This window comes from Thauera sp. (genome assembly GCF_047601425.1).
Classification (GTDB): domain Bacteria; phylum Pseudomonadota; class Gammaproteobacteria; order Burkholderiales; family Rhodocyclaceae; genus Thauera.
The window spans coordinates 3,009,280-3,026,159 of sequence record NZ_JASGJL010000001.1 but is presented as its reverse complement, the minus strand read 5'-3'; the positions used below and the strand labels follow the sequence as shown (position 1 = coordinate 3,026,159).

Genomic DNA, 16,880 nt, shown 5'->3' with positions numbered 1-16,880 from the left:
AGCTGGGCTCAGTTCGAGCGTGTGCCGAGCGCCTGCCAGGCAGCCTGCACCGCTTCCTGGCCGTAAGTCCGCTCCAGCCGGCGTACGGTGAAGTGGCCACGGCTGACGTCCTGGAAGTGGTTCATGAACATTAGGTTGATGCCGGCGCCAGCTGCCGCGCCGATGCCCGGCACCAGCATGCCGGCCGCCTTCTGCGTAAGCTGTACCTTGTAGCGTGCGGCGACCATGGTGATCAGCCGTACCAGCGCCGGCGCACCTTCGCTGGTCAAACCTTTTTCGGCCAGATGACGCGCCGCTTCGCCCACCGTGGTCGCCAGCGCCGCGCGCACGGCGTAGTAGCCGGATTCCGCGGCGTCGTCGCCCGGGCTGGTGCCGCCAAGGGCGAACACTTCCAGTGCGGCCAGCCGCGCTGCGGCGCTGTCGATGCTTTCGCCTTCGGCACGGGCGATGTCGAGGATGGCACGCATGATCAGAACCGTGGATACCGGAATCTCCACTGCCAGTCCCGCCAGGCCGAAGGCGCCGCCCGCTCCTCCGCTGACCGAGCCCAGCAGCTTGTGCAGCCGGGGCGAAGCATCGCGCACTTCCGGTTTCAGTGTCCTGGCGGCCGTTTCCAGTGCTTTCAGCAAGGCATCGTGCGCAAGCGCGCCGACACGGCCGCGCCAGCTGGCAGGGAGACGTGCCATGCCCTTTTCCAGCGGACTGCCAACGAGATTGCTCAAGCGGGCCGCGAGGCTGGGCCGGCCGAGCAGGACGCGCGCTCGGGCAAGCGCGTCGAGATCGGCAGGAGAAAGCAGAGGTGTATTCATGCGGCTCGGGCCATGAAGATGTTTCTGCTGCGTCAGACGCCCTGCCGCAGCAGGCGTTCCGCGGCAGGGCCCGGCAGTGGGCTCATGAAGGCTTGCCAGCCTCCAGCGACTGCAGGATTGCTGCGCCCAGCACGGCTGCCGACTGTGCTCCTGATACCGCCAGCTTGCGATTGAGGATGAAGAAGGGCACGCCCTCGACACCCTGCTTGCGCACGCCGTCGGCCATGCGTCTGACCTTGTCGATGTCCTCGCGGCCGTCGAGCCACTCGCGCACGGTGTCGCGCCGCTCGCCGTTGGCGGCCGCGATGTCGGCCAGCGTGTCTTTTTCGCCGATGTCGCGGCCTTCCTGGAAATGGGCGGCGAACAGTGCGCTGGCCAGCGCCTGGACGCGTGCCGGTGTCTGGCCGATGGCTTGAGCACGGTACATCAGGCGATGTGCCTGCAATGTGTTGGGGCGGGTGCGAATGCGCTCGAAGGCGTAGTGCAGGCCATCTTCGGCAGCTGCGTCGCTGACCTTGGCGAGCACGGCATCGGCCTTGAGCGGGCCGCCGAACTTCGCTTCGAGGAATTCACGATACGGTTCGCCAGCCTCCGGCGTGTCGGGGTTCAGGAAGAAGGGCAGCCAGTTGATGCGGACGTCGAGATCGGGGCGGCTGGCCTTCAGCTCCTCGATCGCACGGTCGAGCCGCACCTTGCCGAGAAAGCACCAGGGGCAGACGAAATCGGAGACGAGGTCTATGTTCAGGATCATGGTCATGGGGCAGGAAAGACGGGAATGAGACGGGCAGCGCCGGCTCAGAGGAAGCGGGCGATGAAACAGGGCTGCGCCGGGTCGGCTCCGGCCGGCAGCGGCAGCCATATGCGCCGGCCACTGCCGGGGATGCGCTCCACGTTGCCGCCATCGGTGGCCAGCATGCGATCGAGTTGCAGTTTGTGGTTGCCGCCCGGCTGCACGAATTCCAGCCTGTCGCCGACGCCGAAGCCGTTCTTGACCTCGATTTCCGCCAGCCCGCGCTCGGCATCGTAGCCGACCATCTCGCCGACCAGCAGGCTGCGGCCGGACTCGGAGTGACCTCGCAGGTAGTTCTGGTGCTCGGGTGTGTGATGGCGCTGGTAGAAGCCGTCGGTATAACCCCGGCTGGCGAGGCCCTCGAGCTCGCCGAGCAGGCGGGGGTCGAAGGGCTGGCCGGCCACCGCATCGTCGATGGCGCGGCGATAGCCCTGGCTGGCGCGGGCGACGTAGTAGGGGCTCTTGGTACGGCCCTCGATCTTCAGCGAATCGACGCCGATCTCCACCAGCCGCTGCACGTGCTCGATCGCGCGCAGATCCCTGGAGTTCAGGATGTAAGTGCCGTGCTCGTCCTCTTCGATCGGCATCAGCTCGCCCGGGCGGGTCCCTTCCTCGAGCAGCCAGACTTTGCTGCCGCCGATGTGGCGCGGTCCGCCGCCGAGCGCGAGGCCTTGCACGGTATCGAGCCGGCTGCGGGTGGCGGTGCCGACTGCGCCGGAATCCTTCGGATTGCCGATCGGCCTGTCGCCGATGGCTTGAACGTCGCCCGCGGCGTTTTCGTCCGCCGCGTGCAGCTTGTAGTCCCAGCGGCAGGAGTTGGTACAGGTGCCCTGGTTGGGGTCGCGGTGGTTGAAATAGCCCGACAGCAGGCAGCGGCCCGAATAGGCGATGCACAGCGCACCGTGGACGAAGACTTCCAGTTCCATGTCCGGACAGGCATCGCGGATCTCGGCGACTTCGTCCAGCGACAGCTCGCGCGACAGGATGATGCGCTTGACGCCAACTGACTGCCAGAAGCGCACCGAGGCGAAATTGGTGGTGTTGGCCTGCACCGACAGGTGGATGTCGGTCTCGGGCCAGCGCTCGCGCACCATCATCATCAGTCCGGGATCGGCCATGATCAGCGCGTCGGGCTTCAATTCCATCACTGGCGCCATGTCTTCCTCGAAGCTGCGGATCTTGGCGTTGTGCGGGTAGATGTTGGCGACGAGGTAGAACAGCTTGCCTGCCGTGCGTGCCTCGGCCATGCCGGCGGCCAGGGTGTCGAGCTGGCCGAAGCTGTTGTTGCGCACGCGCAGCGAATAGCGTGGCTGGCCGGCATAGACGGCGTCGGCGCCATAAGCGAAGGCGGTGCGCATCATGTCGAGCGTACCGGCAGGGGCAAGCAGTTCCGGGCGGCGTGGGGTGTGAAGCATGTATTTGAATTTTATGAAGGTTCGCTGAGGGCGGGATTGTAAACCCTAATGCCAGGCAGCGCCGGGGCCGGGTGTGCTGCTGCAGACAAATGGGTTCAAGTGGTGCCGGCGGGCACTTGCGCGATCCAGTCGGCCAGTCCCTGCGCCGCTGCCAGCCCGGTGGCGAAGCAGGCGGTCAGCAGATAACCGCCGGTGGGGGCTTCCCAATCCAGCATCTCGCCGGCGACGAACACGCCTGGCCTGGTTTTCAGCATCAGCCTGCCGTCCACGGCTTCGAAGCGGACGCCGCCGGCGCTGCTGATGGCCTCGTCGAGCGGCCGCGCTGCCATCAGCGTCAAGGGCAACGCCTTGATGCCGGCCGCGAGCAGGGCAGGGCTGTCGAAGGCGTCCTGCGGCAGGCATTCGCGCAACAGCGCTGCCTTGATCCCCTTGATGCCGGCCTGGCCCTGCAGGTGGCTGGCCATCGAGCGGCTGCCGCGGGGGCGGGCGAGCTCGGCGGCCAGCCTCTGCTGGCTGCGTTCGGGCGCCAGATCGAGTTCCAGCGTGGCTTGGCCCTGCGCCGAGATCGTGTCGCGCAGCGCGGCGGACAGTGCGTAGATCAGCCCGCCTTCGATGCCGGTTGACGAGATCAGGCATTCGCCGGCACGTTCATGGCGCTGGCCATCGGTTGCAATGAAATGGGCGGCCATGTTCTTGAGCGGCTGGCCCTTGAAGCGGGTGAGGAAATGCGCGCTCCAGCCAGTGGCTGCATCGCGAACGACATCGAAGCCGCAGTTGGCCGGCCGTAGTTCCGCGACATCGACGCCAAGCGCGCGCAGACCGGGGACCCAGGTACCGTCCGAGCCGAACTTCGCCCAGCTGCCGCCGCCCAGGGCGAGCAGCACGGCGTCGGCTGCGACGTACCGCTCTCCTTCCGGCGTGGCAAAGCGCAGCAACTGTCCGATGCCGGCGGACTCATGAGCCCAGCCCAGCCAGCGGTGCCGGACTTCGAAGCGGATGCCGGCGTAGCGCAGCCGTGCCAGCCAGGCTCGCAGCAGCGGCGCGGCTTTCATTTCCTGCGGGAACACGCGGCCCGAACTGCCGACGAAGGTCTCCACGCCCAGACCGCGCGCCCAGTCGCGCAAGGTCTGCGGCCCGAAGGCGCGGATCATCGGTTCGAGCACGCCGCGCCGGGCGCCGTAGCGCGACAGGAAGAGATCGAGCGCTTCGCCGTGGGTCAGGTTGAGGCCGCCACGTCCGGCGAGTAGAAACTTGCGGCCGACCGAAGGCATCGCGTCGAAGACGGTGACCGCCAGGCCGGCTGCTGCGAGTGTTTCTGCTGCCATCAAGCCGGCCGGGCCGCCACCGACGACGGCGACGTGGCGGCCCGTCTGGTGTGGATGGACGGCGGGGGCGGAATACGTCGTCATGGATGAGGCTGCAGTGGGCGATGCCGTGGCCGTTTCACGCCGGGAAGCGGCGGCGGAAGCCGTCCGGCACGGGCGCCTTGCTGCGCTGGCCGTAGTCGAAGAAGACGATGCCGGTCTTGCCGTGAGCAATCTCGCGACCGCTTGCCTTGTCGCTCATGCGCCAGACGAGGTCGCAGCCGAAGCCGTGGAAATCGTGTGCGGCCATCTCGACGACCATCGTCTCGCCGTAGAAGCCTTCCGAGCGGTAGCGTGCGGCGACGTCGGCAACGATGATGCCCAAGCCGTTGACGTCCAGCTCGGTGTAGCCCATCGACTGAAGGAACCGCACCCTGGCCTCGGACACCAGGCCGAACAGCCGCGCGTTGTCGAGATGCTGGCCGTGGTTGATGTGCGTGATCAGCAGCGGGATTTCAGTGCGGAAAGGGAAGGCGTCGGGCAGTTCGATGAGGATGCGGGCCATGCGGGGCGGTTCCGGATGTCGGGATGTGAACGGGAGACGGCCCGGACGTTGCCGTCCGGGCCGTGCGCTTGTGTGCGGCCTTTGTCGGCCGCTGCCATGTCAGGCCTGCGGCGGAATGCGCAGCACCTGGCCCGGATAGATCTTGTCCGGGTGCGACAGCATCGGCTTGTTGGCCTCGAAGATGGCCTGGTACTTGTTGGCGTTGCCGTAGTACTTCTTGGCGATCGCCGACAGCGTGTCGCCGCGGGCCACGGTGTGGAACTGCGCCTCCGGCTCACTGACGGTCACGGTCATGCGGTCGTCCACCTTGACCACGCCGGCGACGTTGCCGGCGGCGAGCAGGATCTTTTCGCGCGTGGCCTGGTTGGGTGCGGTGCCCGAGACGGTGACGACCGAGTTGGCGCCGTCGAACTCGATGGCGAGGTCGGCCGGTGCGATCTGGAGGGCGGTGATGTAGCCGTGGATTGCCGCAGCTGCCTTGGCATTGGTGTCCGCGGCATTCGGTGCCGTTTCGGCAGCCTTGGCTTCACCGCTGCCGAAGAGCTTTTCGCCGGCTTCCTTGACGAAATCGAAGAATCCCATGTGACCCCCTCTGGTTGGCTGTTACGTGAAGTGCCCAGCATAGACGATTCTTTTGCCGCTGGTCCATGACGAAACTCTCAGGTAGTGCGCTGCGCGCCAAGCGAATCAATGCAGACTGTTGCAGAGAGTGCGATGGCGTTCAGGTAGAATCGCGCGGTTAAGTCCGTCTTTTCATTTTCTTGTCAGGAGAGTGCAGCACATGTTCGATCAGGAAGACAGCGACCTGGGCGTCGTCATGGGCGTGGTGTTCGGCATCATCGCGCTGGTCATCGCCTTCGTCATCGGCCTCGGTGTGTACCAGCAGCGTTCCGTGCGGGCGGCTGCGCCGGTTGCGGTTGTCGAGGATATTTTTGTCGACGTGGCCGAAGTCGGCGAACCGCTGGTGAAGATCTATTTCGATCTGGGCCAGACCGCGCTGCCGGCAACTGCACCCGAGCAGGTTGCCGCTGTGCTGGCGGCGCTGGAGGCTGCGCCCGAAGCGAACGTGCTGCTGTCGGGTTTCCACGACGAGACCGGTGGTGCGGCGGTCAATGCCGAAGTCGCCAGGCAGCGTGCGCTGTCGGTGCGTGATGCGCTGGTCGCGGCAGGCGTCCCCGAGGCCCGCGTGCTGATGCGCCGCCCGGCAGTGACCCTGGGCGGCAGCGATGCCGCCGAAGCGCGCCGGGTCGAGGCGCGCGTGCAGTAAGCGAGGCGCCGCAAGCGGCACGATCGGCAGTTGCAGCGGAAGCCGGGCAGATGCCCGGCTTTCTGCTTTCTGCGGGGGTGTACCGGATCGAGGATCGCCATCGAAGGATTGTTATGCCCGTATTTGGTGCGCACATGCACTGATGATGTGCATTGCCGGTGTGTTCCGCCTGAGTTCCTTACATTGGTGCAAAAAAGCGCACCATTTTGGCGAGTCTTGATGCACAATATTGGGGAATACACGCGACTGCCTCGGGTAAAACCGAGGCAGTCGCGTGCGCGTGTCCATCCATTAACAGGCGAAGCATCATCATGAAATATCAGTCTCTCGAGGAGTTCCTGGCATACGTTGAGCAGCGTAACCCTGGCCAACCTGAATACCTTCAGGCGGTCAGCGAAGTCATGGAGAGCCTCTGGCCCTTCATTTCCGCCAACAAGCGTTATGCCGAGCATTCCCTCCTCGACCGTCTGATCGAACCCGAACGCGTGATCATGTTCCGTGTGTCCTGGGTGGACGACAAGGGTGAAGTCCAGGTCAATCGCGGCTACCGCATCCAGCACAGCTCGGCGATCGGCCCCTACAAGGGCGGCCTGCGCTTCCATCCCTCGGTGAACCTGTCGATCCTGAAGTTCCTGGCCTTCGAGCAGACTTTCAAGAATGCCTTGACCACGCTGCCGATGGGCGGTGGCAAGGGCGGCTCCGATTTCGATCCGAAGGGCCGCAGCCCGGGCGAAGTCATGCGTTTCTGCCAGGCCTTCATGAGCGAGCTGTACCGCCACGTGGGGCCGGATACCGATGTGCCGGCCGGTGACATCGGCGTCGGCGGCCGCGAAGTCGGCTACATGGCCGGCATGATGAAGAAGCTGTCGAACAACGCTGCCTGCGTGTTCACCGGCAAGGGTCTGACCTTCGGCGGTTCGCTGATCCGTCCGGAATCGACCGGTTACGGCACCGTCTATTTCGCCAACGCGATGCTCGAGCACGCTGGCCGCGACATCAAGGGCATGCGCGTCGCGGTGTCCGGTTCGGGCAACGTTGCCCAGTACGCCATCGAGAAGCTGCTCGAACTCGGTGCCAAGCCGATCACCTGCTCGGATTCGAGCGGTACCGTGATCGATGAGGAAGGCTTCACTGCCGAGAAGCTCGCCGTGCTGATGGAGGTCAAGAATCACCTCTACGGCCGTGTGTCCGACTACGCCGAGCGCGTCGGCGCCCGCTTCGAGCCCAATGTGCGCCCGTGGCACGTGCCGGTCAACGTCGCGCTGCCCTGCGCGACCCAGAACGAACTCGACGCCAACGACGCCGCCACGCTGGTCAAGAATGGCGTGATCGCCGTCGCCGAAGGTGCCAACATGCCGAGTACCGCCGAAGCCGTGAAGATCTTCGAGCACAACGGCGTGCTGTATGCGCCGGGCAAGGCCTCGAACGCCGGCGGCGTGGCGACGTCCGGTCTGGAAATGAGCCAGAACGCGATGCGCATCTCGTGGACCCGCGAGGAAGTCGACGCCCGCCTGAAGGAGATCATGCTCGGCATCCACGCCGCCTGCCTCAAGTACGGCAAGCGCGAGGACGGCAGCGTCAGCTACGCCGATGGCGCCAACGTCGCTGGTTTCGTCAAGGTGGCCGAGGCAATGCTGGCCCAGGGCGTGGTCTGACCATCTGATCCGCGCGGGCGTCGCTGGCGCCCGCAGCATCCTGAAACCCGCTTGCCGCGCCTGGTGCCGGTAAGCGGGTTTTTCCGTTCACCGGCCCGCCCGGGCCGATCGGTTACACTGCCGCCGATTCAAGGCTTTCAGGAGTTTCACCCATGGTTCAGGCCAGCATCGTTCCGGTCACGCCCTTCCAGCAGAACTGCAGCATCCTGTGGTGCGAGCGCACGAAGAAGGCCGCCGTCGTGGACCCTGGCGGCGACATCGAGCGCATTCTCGCTGCGATACAAACACTGGGCGTGACGGTCGAGAAGATCCTGATCACCCATGGCCACATCGACCATGCAGGCGGCGCGGCGAAGCTGGCACGCGAACTCGCCGTGCCGATCGAAGGCCCGCAGGAGGAAGACCGCTTCTGGATCGAAGGCATGGCGCAGCAGAGCAGGATGTTCGGTTTTCCGGACGTCGAGACCTTCGAGCCCGATCGCTGGCTGCACGATGGCGACACCGTCAGCGTCGGTGATGAGCGCTTCGACGTCATCCACACGCCTGGCCACACGCCCGGCCACGTGGTGTTTGTGCATCCGGAAGCGCGCCTGGCCATCGTCGGCGACGTGCTGTTCGCCGGTTCCATCGGCCGCACCGATTTCCCGCGTGGCGATCACCAGACCCTGATCCGATCGATCCGCGACAAGCTGTTTCCGCTCGGTGACGACATCACCTTCATCCCGGGCCACGGCCCTACCTCCACTTTTGGCGAGGAGCGCGAGAGCAATCCCTTCGTCGGCGCTTATGGCTGAGGGCTGAGTGCGGCCGTCTCGGGCAGCAGAACCCTTGCCCGCCCCACTGATCCAGCGCAGTATTTCGCGGCCGGGTGCCGTGAGCAGGATGCGGATTCGGAACCACTAACAGAGGTGTCAGATGAGCAAGCAGGAAAACAGCAAGAGCCATCAATGGCGTTTCTTCCGCTCGGGCGGGTTCGACCAGGTTCTGATCGAGAACGTGGATGATCTGCGCCACCTCGGTGAACTCGACCAGAAGCTGTGGTCGGTTCTGGCCTGCCCGACGTCCGGCCTGGAGTTCGACTCCCGTACCCTGCAATTGCTCGACAGTGATGGCGACGGCAGTATCCGCGCACCGGAAGTGATCGCCGCAGCCGACTGGCTTTGCGCCGTGCTCAAGACGCCGGAAGTGCTGTTCCGCACCGGCGACGGTCTACCGCTGGACGCAATCGACGGCGAACATCCCGAGGGCGCGAAACTGCTGGCAACTGCCCGGAAAGTGCTCGCCTACATGGGCAAGCCGGAAGCCGATGCGATCGAAGTGGCCGATTTCGCCGAGCCGTCACGCATCTTCGAGCCGGGGCATGCCAATGGCGACGGCATCGTGCCCGTCGAATTCGCCTTGAACGACGCGCAGGCCGCCCTGATCAGCCTCATCATCGAGCATTTCGGCGCGGCCGACGACCGCAGCGGCCAGCCGGGCGTCGATCTGGACAAGGTGTCGGCCTTCTTCGCTGCGGTGCAGGATGCCGTCGCCTGGCACGACCAGGCCGCCGCCAGTGCGGACACGGTGCTGACGCTGGGCGAGGGGACGGCCGATGCCGCCGCGGTATTCGATGCGGTGCGCGAAAAGATCGAGGATTTCTTCACTCGTTGCCGCCTTGCCGCTTTCGACGGCCGCGCTGCCGATGCGCTGAACCCCGCCGACGAAGCCTATGCTGCATTGACATTGCAGGCGCTGGCCACCGATACCGAGGGTGTTGCCGCACTGCCGCTGGCCCAGGTTCGTGCCGGCCGTGCGCTGCCGCTGGAGAATGGGCTCAACCCCGCCTGGCAGGCGCGCATCGCAACGTTGCGTGCTGCGGTCGTGAAACCCATCCTGGGCGAACGCAGCGAGCTGTCCTTCGCCGAATGGCAGGACATCGCGGCGCGCTTCGATGCCTACCGTGCCTGGCTCGCCGCCCGGCCCGAGACTCCGGTCGCCGCGCTCGCCGCCGGACAGCTGCGCGAACTGCTAGCCGGCACCGCGCAAGCCGAACTGACGGCGCTGATCGAACGTGATCTGGCTGCCGAAACCGCCGCCGCCCAGGTCGACGCACTGGAGCGCCTGGTGCGCTACAAGCGCGATTTCGTCACCCTGCTGCGCAACTTCGTCACCCTCAGCGACTTCTACGGAGCGGGTGAAAAGGCCATCTTCCAGGCCGGTACGCTGTATCTGGACCAGCGCAGCTGCGAGCTCTGCCTGCGCGTGCCGGACATGGCACGCCACGCCGCGCTGGCGCCCCTGTCCGGCACCTATCTCGTGTATTGCCAATGCGTGCGCCAGGGCGAGGCGCCGATGACCATCGTCGCGGCGATGACCGGCGGCGAGGCCGACGAGATGATGGTGCCCGGCCGCAATGGCGTGTTCTACGATCGCCAGGGCCGCGACTGGCATGCCAGCGTGGTGCAGGTGGTCGAGGCACCGATCAGCGTGCGCCAGGCCTTCTGGTCGCCCTACAAGCGTGTCGCCCGCATGATCGGCGAGCAGATCCAGAAATTCGCCTCGTCGCGCGACAAGGCGGTCGAGGACAAGGCCGCCGCGCGTGTCGCCGATGCCGGCGCGAAGGCCGAGGCGCCCGCGCCTGCCGCCACGCCGGCCTTCGACATCGCCAAGTTTGCCGGCATCTTTGCCGCCATCGGGCTCGCACTCGGCGCTCTGGGTACGGCGCTGGCGGCGGTGGTCACCGGTTTCCTGTCGCTGCCGGTCTGGCAGATGCCGCTCGTCATCGTCGGCATCATGCTGCTGATTTCCGGGCCATCGATGCTGATGGCCTGGCTCAAGCTGCGCCAGCGCAACCTCGGCCCGCTGCTCGACGCCAATGGCTGGGCGGTCAACACCCGTGCGCGCATCAACATCCCGTTCGGGGGCGCGCTGACAGGTGTGGCGAAGCTGCCGGCCGGCGCCTCGCGCGCGGTGGCTGCCGATCCCTATGCTGAAAAGGAGACGCCCTGGGGCACCTGGCTATTCCTGCTGGCCGTGGTGATCACGGCGCTGGTGCTGTGGCGCCAAGGTGTGTACGACAGCTTCTTCACCCAGCCTGACGCCGAGGCGCCGGTGGCGGAGGAAAGCGCAGCCGAGCCGGCCCCGGACGCGCCCGCCGCGCCGCCGGCCGCAGGAGAATAAAAAGGTAGTGGGCCATGGATGGGTAGAGCCGCAAGGCGATACCCATCGATCGTGGCGCCTGACGTGGTGGGTTTCGCCTGAGGCGCTGTCCTGTCGATCGTCATCGGCCGGGTTTCATCAAACCCGCGCGCGGAACATCGGCAGACGCCAGCGGAAGCGTATTGCGCAAAGTCGCAGCAGCAGCGTGGCCGACCCGCCGGCCAGTGCCGCCCAGCCGGGGCCGACGCCCTGGGCAGCCAGTCCCAGCAGCAGCAAGGCACCCGCCCAGGAAGCGGTCGCATACAGTTCGCCGGAAAACACCAGCGGCACTTCGTTGCACAGCACGTCGCGCACGATGCCGCCGAACACGCCGGTGATCACCCCCATCAGGCTTGCCACCAGCCACGGCGCGCCCATCGCCAGCGCGGCCTGGGTGCCGGACACGGTGAACAGCGCCAGGCCGATCGCATCGGGCAGCAGGAAGAGGCGCGCCGGAAGCCGAACGCGGCGTACCAGCACGAAAGTCGCGAGCCCGGCGATCATCGCCGCGATCAGGTAGCTCTGGTCGGCGATCCAGAACACCGTGCGGTCCAGCAGCACGTCGCGCAGCGAACCTCCGCCCAGCGATGCCGCCAGCGCCACGACGACGATGCCGAACATGTCGAAGGGCTTGCGCCCGGCGTCGAGCACACCGGCAGCCGCCTGGGCGGCGACGCCGGCAATGCCGATGCCGTAGAGGATGGATTCGATGCCTTGCATGCGGCAAGAGCATAGCATCGGCCGCAGCGCTGGACAGCGGCGCAGGTCTGCGGCGGGACGGGCATCCGTTCAGGAAGCGCAGCGATTATTCAAACGGTCGTTTTAATCCGGCCGCTGTGATGCTACAGTCGGCCCTCCAATCCTTGCACCCCATGCGAGACACGCACAGGAGAACCGCAGATGAGCCTTCCCGCCAGTCTTCACGGCCGTTTCAGCGTGCCGGCGATCGCCGCGCCGATGTTCCTGGTGTCCGGCCCCGAGCTGGTCATCGAAACCTGCAAAGCCGGTGTCGCCGGCACCTTCCCGGCGCTGAACGCACGCCCTGCGGCGCAGCTCGACGAATGGCTCACCCGCATCGATACCGAACTCGCCGCCTTCCGCGCCGCCAATCCCGCTGCGCCCTGCGCACCGCACGGCGTCAATCTGATCCTGCATGCCTCGAACGCGCGGCTGCAGGAGGATCTGGCCACCCTGGTGCGCCATCGCGTGCCGATCGTCATCACCAGCCTGGGCAACCCCGCCGCAGTGGCTGAAGTCGTGCATGGTTATGGCGGTCTGGTGCTGGCGGACGTGGTGCATGCCTACCATGCACGCAAGGCGATCGCGGCCGGTGTGGACGGCATCATCGCGGTAGCGGGCGGGGCCGGCGGGCATGCCGGGGTACAGAGCACGATCAGCCTGGTGCGCGAGATCCGCGAGTTCTGGGACGGCCTGCTGGTGGCGGCCGGATCGATTTCGGATGGCGCGGCGATCCGCGCCGTCGAGGTGCTGGGCGCCGACCTGGCCTACATGGGGACACGCTTCATCGCCACCCGGGAGTCCATGGCGCAGCCGGAATACAAGCAGATGGTGGTCGAATCCAAGCCGGGCGACATCGTCTACACCGATGCCATTTCCGGCGCCAACGCCAACTTCATGTGGCCCAGCCTGGAACGTGCCGGCTACCGCCGCGAGGAACTGGCGATGGGCTTCGGCAAGGGCAAGCTGCACGATCTGTCCGAAGAGGCCAAGGCTTGGCGCGACGTCTGGAGTGCGGGCCACGGCGTTGCCACCATCGACGACGTACCCTCGGCCGGCGAACTGGTGGCGCGGCTTGCCGCCGAGTACCGTGCCGCCTGCGCACTGCCGCCGAGCGTTGCGCTGACTCCGGGCTGAGCACGGCCGCGGGGCGGATCGGCTATGCTTCGCCCCCATGCTTGCCTTTCTCCAGGTCCTGTCCAGCGGCATCGCCATCGGCTGTGTATATGGCCTGGTGGCGCTGTCCTTCGTGCTGATCTTCAAGGCGACGCAGACGGTCAGCTTCATGCAGGGCGACCTGCTGATGCTGGGCGGTTTTGCCGGTCTGGCGCTGCATCTGGCGGCTGGCTGGCCTCTGGCGCTGTCGGCGTTTGCCGCGGTGATCGCGGTGGGGCTGCTCGGGGCCGGGCTCGAACGCGCCGTGCTGCGCCGGACCATCGGCCAGCCGCACCTCGTCGCGGTACTGCTCACCTTCGGCCTCGGCATGATGATGCGCGGCGGCGTCGCCTCGGTGCCGGCGGCTGCGCAGGACATGTACCGCCTGCCGTTCGCAGCCGATAGTGTCACCCTCGGGCCGCTGGTGCTGGCCGCCAGCCATGTCTGGGTGATCGGCGCCACCGTGGTGCTGGCGCTGCTGCTTGCCGCCTTCTTCCGTCACACCCGCGCCGGGCTCGCCTTGCGTGCCTGCGCCGAGGATGCGCGCAGCGCTGCGCTGATGGGTGTGCCGGTGGCGCAGATGCACACGCTGGCCTGGGCGCTGGGTGCCGGTCTGGCAGCGGTGGCCGGGCTGCTGCTGGCACCGGTCACCTTCGTGCATCTGAACATGGGTTTCATCGCGCTGAAGGCCTTTCCTGCCGCGGTGCTGGGCGGCCTCACCAGCCTGCCGGGCGCGCTGGCCGGCGGTGTGTTCCTCGGCGTGGCCGAGGCGCTGGCAGGCCTGGTGCTGCCCGAGGGGGCCAAGGATGTCGTGCCCTATGTGCTGCTGATGGCGGCGCTGCTGCTGTTTCCGCAGGGCCTTGCCGGCGGCCGCGGCGGCGGAGACGGGCGATGAAGCTGTTGCGCCCGCACCTGGCCTGGGTGCTGCTGCTGGCGTGCGCAGTGGTCTGGCTGGGCGCGGATTTCGCCTTTGGCCAGGCGACGCTGGTGGCGACTTATGCGATCGCCGGCCTCGGCGTGGTCATCATCGTCGGCCAGGCCGGACAGATCGTGCTCGGCCAGGGGGCCTTCGTCGCGCTCGGTGCTTACGCTCAGGCGCTGCTGGTGCAGGCCGGCCTGGCGCCGCTGGCGGCTTTGCCCTGCGCCGCGCTGGCCGGGGCGATGGGCGGCGTGCTGGCGAGCCTGCCGGCAGGACGGCTCGGCGGCCTGTACTTCGGCATGAGCACGCTGGCTTTTGCGTTGATCGTCGAAGAGCTGCTGGTGCGCTGGGAATCGCTGACTCGCGGCCCGGCAGGTCTGATGGTGCCGGCGTTCGGTCTTTCCGGCTGGACGGCCGACACGCCGTTGGCGCAGGCGGCGGTCAGCCTTGCCATGCTGCTGGCGGTACTGGCCGTGTGTGCACGCCTGCTCGCTTCGCGGCTGGGCCGGGCATGGCGTGCCGTGCGGGAGGATGAAAGCGCCGCGGCCGCATGCGGCATCGCCCCGGGTTCAGCCAAGCTGCGTGCCTTCGCCATCGGCGGTGCACTGTCGGGGCTGGCGGGCGGTTTGTATGCCCATTGGATAGGTTTCATCAGCCCCGAGCAGTTCGGCCTGGTGTTCTCGTTCGAACTGCTGATGCTGGCGTTCATCGGCGGCGCCCGCCATCTGGCAGGAGCGGCATGGGGCGCGCTGGTGGTCGTGGCCATTCCGCAACTGATCGCGGTGCTGCGCGACGCTCTGCCCGGCGACTGGGCACGCTCGGCCGGACTGGAGCTGATGCTGTTCGGCGCCGTGGTGGTCGGCGTGGTGCTGCTGCGGCCGCAGGGGCTGGCGGGCGGCGGCCGGAACTGAGTGCGGCCGCTCTGCGACGCATCGTGTCGTAGCTGCGGCGGACAATGCGGGCCATGTTCCACGGAGGTTGACATGCGCAAGCGCTCGCGTCATTCCGCTGCCTTCGGCAAGCAGCCGCTTTCTCCGCTCGTTCAGCTCTGGCTGCTGCGTTTGCTCGCGCCGCTCGGCGGACAGCACGATTTCATCACCGAGCACGGCTTTTCCGATGACGCTTTGGCCGAAGCCGTCGGCCTTGGCGGGTGGATCGACCTGGAGAGGAAGGACTTCGATGTCAAAGCCATTCGGGCGGAACTGCGGCGAGCCTGGCAAAGAGCCGAACGTGAATTGGCCGACGGCAAGGCGCCGGTTTTTCTTGGCGCCAACGTCGAGCGGCTGGCCGCGTTGGTCGGGCTGACGCCGGTTGACTGCCGCATTCTCGAATTCGCCGTGCTGATTCACCACGACAGTTTGCTCGACAGTGCCGCGGACATGCTGGGGGCTCTGCCGACCAGCAAGGTATTCGACGTGCTTTCAGTGCTGCTCGACGTTCCCGCAGCCGAGGTGAGGCGTGCGTTCAGTGCGCAAGGCGTGCTTGCGCGCTCGGGGCTGGTCACGCTGGATCGTACTTGCAGCAGGGAGCTGCGCCACAAGTTCGACCTGCTGTCCAACGAGTTTGGCGACCATATCCTGTCGTCCGAAGCCGATCCGCTCAGCCTGCTGCGGGATACTGTCCTGCCCAGCGCATCCGCCCAGCTCGGGCTGGACGACTATCCGCACCTCGCGGCGACGCTGGCCACCCTGGTGCCTTATTTGAAGAAGGCGATGGCCAGCGGGCGCAGAGGCGTGAACATCTTCATCCACGGCGATCCGGGCACCGGTAAAAGCCAGTTGGCCAGGGCGCTGGGCAAGGAGCTGGAGTGCGAGCTGTTCGAAGTCGCCAGCGAGGACAGCGATGGCGATCCGATCATGGGCGAGCGCCGGCTGCGCGCCTTTCGCGCAGCCCAGAGCTTTTTCACCAGCCGCCGCGCCATGATCCTGTTCGATGAAGTGGAGGACGTGTTCAACGACGGCGACAGCTTCTGGGGCAACAAGAGCACGGCTCAGACCCGCAAGGCGTGGATGAACCGCACGCTCGAAGAGAATCCCGTGCCGGCGCTGTGGCTGTCGAACTCCATTTCAGGGCTGGATCCCGCCTTCATGCGCCGCTTCGACATGGTGTTCGAACTGCCGGTGCCGCCCCGCTGCCAGCGCGAGCGGATTTTGCGCGAAAGCTGCGGCGATCTGCTCGACGATGCCGCCGTCGCGGTCGTCGCCCGCGCCGAGCATCTGGCGCCGGCGGTGATTGCAAAGGCCTCGTCGGTGGTGCGCTCCATCCGTGATGAACTGGGTGCGCAGGGCAGCGCCAGGGCTTTCATGGACCTGATCAACAATACGCTCGAAGCCCAGGGCCACCCGCCGGCCCGCCAGTACGACCCGAACCGCCTGCCCGAAGTGTACGACCCCGCATTCATTCGCGCCGATGCCGATCTGGCAAAAGTGGGCGAGGGACTGGAGCAGGCCGGTTCGGGACGTCTTTGTCTGTACGGCCCGCCCGGTACGGGCAAGACTGCTTACGGCAACTGGCTGGCGGAAAGATTGGGCAAGCCGCTGCTGATCCGGCGCGCTTCCGATCTGATGTCGATGTGGGTGGGCGAGAACGAAAGAAATGTCGCCCGAGCCTTCCGCGATGCGGTCCAGGAGAATGCCGTGCTGATGATCGACGAGGTCGACAGTTTCCTGCAGGATCGGCGTGGCGCTCAGCGTGGCTGGGAAGTCAGCCTGGTCAATGAAATGCTGACCCAGATGGAATCCTTTCCCGGCATCTTCATCGCCTCGACCAACCTGATGGAGGGGCTGGATCAGGCCGCGTTGCGCCGCTTCGACCTCAAGGTGAAATTCGACTTCCTTGCCGTCGATCAGATCTGGCCCTTGCTGCAAGCTCATTGCCGGCAATTGCAGCTGGACGAGCCGGCGGCGGCGCTGCAGCCGCGCATCCGGCAACTGAAAACGCTCACGCCCGGTGACTTTGCCACGGTGGCGCGTCAGCATCGCTTCCGTCCCTTCAAGTCCGCTGTCATGCTGCTCGAAGCGCTGGAGGCCGAATGCGCGATCAAGGAAGGGGGCCGGAGCTGCATCGGCTTCCTGTAAGGAACA

Annotated in this window: 15 protein-coding genes; 8 read left to right on the top strand and 7 right to left on the bottom strand. The window is 66.5% G+C overall.

Going from position 1 to position 16,880, the window contains the following annotated elements:
- Positions 1–8: 8 nt before the first annotated feature.
- The 6 genes from QM748_RS14710 to lysM form a co-directional block, all read right to left on the bottom strand.
- Positions 9–809: an EcsC family protein gene (locus tag QM748_RS14710; RefSeq protein WP_415247661.1), complete on the bottom strand. Its 801-nt coding sequence runs from the start codon at positions 807–809 to the stop codon at positions 9–11.
- Positions 810–891: 82 nt separating this feature from the next.
- Entirely contained in the window at positions 892–1,560 is a 669-nt protein-coding gene (locus QM748_RS14705; RefSeq protein ID WP_415247660.1) for a DsbA family oxidoreductase, read from the bottom strand.
- A 44-nt stretch (positions 1,561–1,604) separates the two neighbouring features.
- Positions 1,605–3,014: a tRNA 5-hydroxyuridine modification protein YegQ gene (gene yegQ / locus QM748_RS14700; RefSeq protein WP_415247659.1), complete on the bottom strand. Its 1,410-nt coding sequence runs from the start codon at positions 3,012–3,014 to the stop codon at positions 1,605–1,607.
- Between the two features lie 95 nt (positions 3,015–3,109).
- Complete coding sequence (locus tag QM748_RS14695; RefSeq protein ID WP_415247658.1) at positions 3,110–4,423, bottom strand: TIGR03862 family flavoprotein; 1,314 nt, start codon at positions 4,421–4,423, stop codon at positions 3,110–3,112.
- A 34-nt stretch (positions 4,424–4,457) separates the two neighbouring features.
- On the bottom strand, positions 4,458–4,883 hold the full coding sequence (locus QM748_RS14690; protein ID WP_415247657.1) for an acyl-CoA thioesterase: 426 nt from the start codon (positions 4,881–4,883) through the stop codon (positions 4,458–4,460).
- Positions 4,884–4,982: 99 nt separating this feature from the next.
- On the bottom strand, positions 4,983–5,465 hold the full coding sequence (lysM, locus tag QM748_RS14685) for a peptidoglycan-binding protein LysM (RefSeq protein WP_415247656.1): 483 nt from the start codon (positions 5,463–5,465) through the stop codon (positions 4,983–4,985).
- A 199-nt stretch (positions 5,466–5,664) separates the two neighbouring features.
- Here lysM and QM748_RS14680 point away from each other — a divergent pair, with 199 nt between their 5' ends.
- The 4 genes from QM748_RS14680 (at position 5,665) to QM748_RS14665 (ending at position 10,967) form a co-directional block, all read left to right on the top strand.
- Positions 5,665–6,150 (top strand): OmpA family protein, encoded by a 486-nt coding sequence (locus tag QM748_RS14680; protein ID WP_415247655.1) that lies wholly within the window; start codon positions 5,665–5,667, stop codon positions 6,148–6,150.
- 311 nt (positions 6,151–6,461) lie between these two features.
- Positions 6,462–7,805, top strand: a complete 1,344-nt coding sequence (gene gdhA, locus QM748_RS14675) for an NADP-specific glutamate dehydrogenase (RefSeq protein ID WP_415247654.1) — start codon at positions 6,462–6,464, stop codon at positions 7,803–7,805.
- Positions 7,806–7,957: 152 nt separating this feature from the next.
- Positions 7,958–8,599, top strand: a complete 642-nt coding sequence (locus QM748_RS14670) for an MBL fold metallo-hydrolase (RefSeq protein WP_415247653.1) — start codon at positions 7,958–7,960, stop codon at positions 8,597–8,599.
- A 121-nt stretch (positions 8,600–8,720) separates the two neighbouring features.
- Entirely contained in the window at positions 8,721–10,967 is a 2,247-nt protein-coding gene (locus QM748_RS14665; protein ID WP_415247652.1) for a hypothetical protein, read from the top strand.
- Between the two features lie 117 nt (positions 10,968–11,084).
- On the opposite strand, the gene QM748_RS14660 is transcribed toward QM748_RS14665, so the two are convergent.
- Positions 11,085–11,705 carry a trimeric intracellular cation channel family protein gene (locus QM748_RS14660; protein ID WP_415247651.1) on the bottom strand — a complete coding sequence of 207 codons (621 nt, stop codon included), beginning with the start codon at positions 11,703–11,705 and terminating at the stop codon, positions 11,085–11,087.
- A gap of 180 nt (positions 11,706–11,885) precedes the next feature.
- Here QM748_RS14660 and QM748_RS14655 point away from each other — a divergent pair, with 180 nt between their 5' ends.
- The 4 genes from QM748_RS14655 (at position 11,886) to QM748_RS14640 (ending at position 16,874) form a co-directional block, all read left to right on the top strand.
- On the top strand, positions 11,886–12,860 hold the full coding sequence (locus QM748_RS14655) for an NAD(P)H-dependent flavin oxidoreductase (RefSeq protein WP_415247650.1): 975 nt from the start codon (positions 11,886–11,888) through the stop codon (positions 12,858–12,860).
- A gap of 37 nt (positions 12,861–12,897) precedes the next feature.
- Positions 12,898–13,773: a branched-chain amino acid ABC transporter permease gene (locus QM748_RS14650; RefSeq protein WP_415247649.1), complete on the top strand. Its 876-nt coding sequence runs from the start codon at positions 12,898–12,900 to the stop codon at positions 13,771–13,773.
- Positions 13,770–14,708: a branched-chain amino acid ABC transporter permease gene (locus QM748_RS14645; RefSeq protein WP_415247648.1), complete on the top strand. Its 939-nt coding sequence runs from the start codon at positions 13,770–13,772 to the stop codon at positions 14,706–14,708. Before QM748_RS14650 ends, QM748_RS14645 begins: the two co-directional genes overlap by 4 nt.
- A gap of 72 nt (positions 14,709–14,780) precedes the next feature.
- Positions 14,781–16,874 (top strand): AAA family ATPase, encoded by a 2,094-nt coding sequence (locus QM748_RS14640; protein WP_415247647.1) that lies wholly within the window; start codon positions 14,781–14,783, stop codon positions 16,872–16,874.
- Positions 16,875–16,880: the final 6 nt, after the last annotated feature.

Bases quoted from the DNA above. Each gene is read 5' to 3' on its own strand.
- QM748_RS14695 (WP_415247658.1), bottom strand. From the start codon at position 4,423: ATGACGACGTATTCCGCCCCCGCCGTCCATCCACACCAGACGGGCCGC.
- lysM (WP_415247656.1), bottom strand. From the start codon at position 5,465: ATGGGATTCTTCGATTTCGTCAAGGAAGCCGGCGAAAAGCTCTTCGGC.
- QM748_RS14650 (WP_415247649.1), top strand. From the start codon at position 12,898: ATGCTTGCCTTTCTCCAGGTCCTGTCCAGCGGCATCGCCATCGGCTGT.
- QM748_RS14680 (WP_415247655.1), top strand. From the start codon at position 5,665: ATGTTCGATCAGGAAGACAGCGACCTGGGCGTCGTCATGGGCGTGGTG.
- QM748_RS14665 (WP_415247652.1), top strand. From the start codon at position 8,721: ATGAGCAAGCAGGAAAACAGCAAGAGCCATCAATGGCGTTTCTTCCGC.
- QM748_RS14655 (WP_415247650.1), top strand. From the start codon at position 11,886: ATGAGCCTTCCCGCCAGTCTTCACGGCCGTTTCAGCGTGCCGGCGATC.
- QM748_RS14670 (WP_415247653.1), top strand. From the start codon at position 7,958: ATGGTTCAGGCCAGCATCGTTCCGGTCACGCCCTTCCAGCAGAACTGC.
- gdhA (WP_415247654.1), top strand. From the start codon at position 6,462: ATGAAATATCAGTCTCTCGAGGAGTTCCTGGCATACGTTGAGCAGCGT.
- QM748_RS14710 (WP_415247661.1), bottom strand. From the start codon at position 809: ATGAATACACCTCTGCTTTCTCCTGCCGATCTCGACGCGCTTGCCCGA.
- yegQ (WP_415247659.1), bottom strand. From the start codon at position 3,014: ATGCTTCACACCCCACGCCGCCCGGAACTGCTTGCCCCTGCCGGTACG.
- QM748_RS14640 (WP_415247647.1), top strand. From the start codon at position 14,781: ATGCGCAAGCGCTCGCGTCATTCCGCTGCCTTCGGCAAGCAGCCGCTT.
- QM748_RS14645 (WP_415247648.1), top strand. From the start codon at position 13,770: ATGAAGCTGTTGCGCCCGCACCTGGCCTGGGTGCTGCTGCTGGCGTGC.
- QM748_RS14660 (WP_415247651.1), bottom strand. From the start codon at position 11,705: ATGCAAGGCATCGAATCCATCCTCTACGGCATCGGCATTGCCGGCGTC.
- QM748_RS14705 (WP_415247660.1), bottom strand. From the start codon at position 1,560: ATGATCCTGAACATAGACCTCGTCTCCGATTTCGTCTGCCCCTGGTGC.
- QM748_RS14690 (WP_415247657.1), bottom strand. From the start codon at position 4,883: ATGGCCCGCATCCTCATCGAACTGCCCGACGCCTTCCCTTTCCGCACT.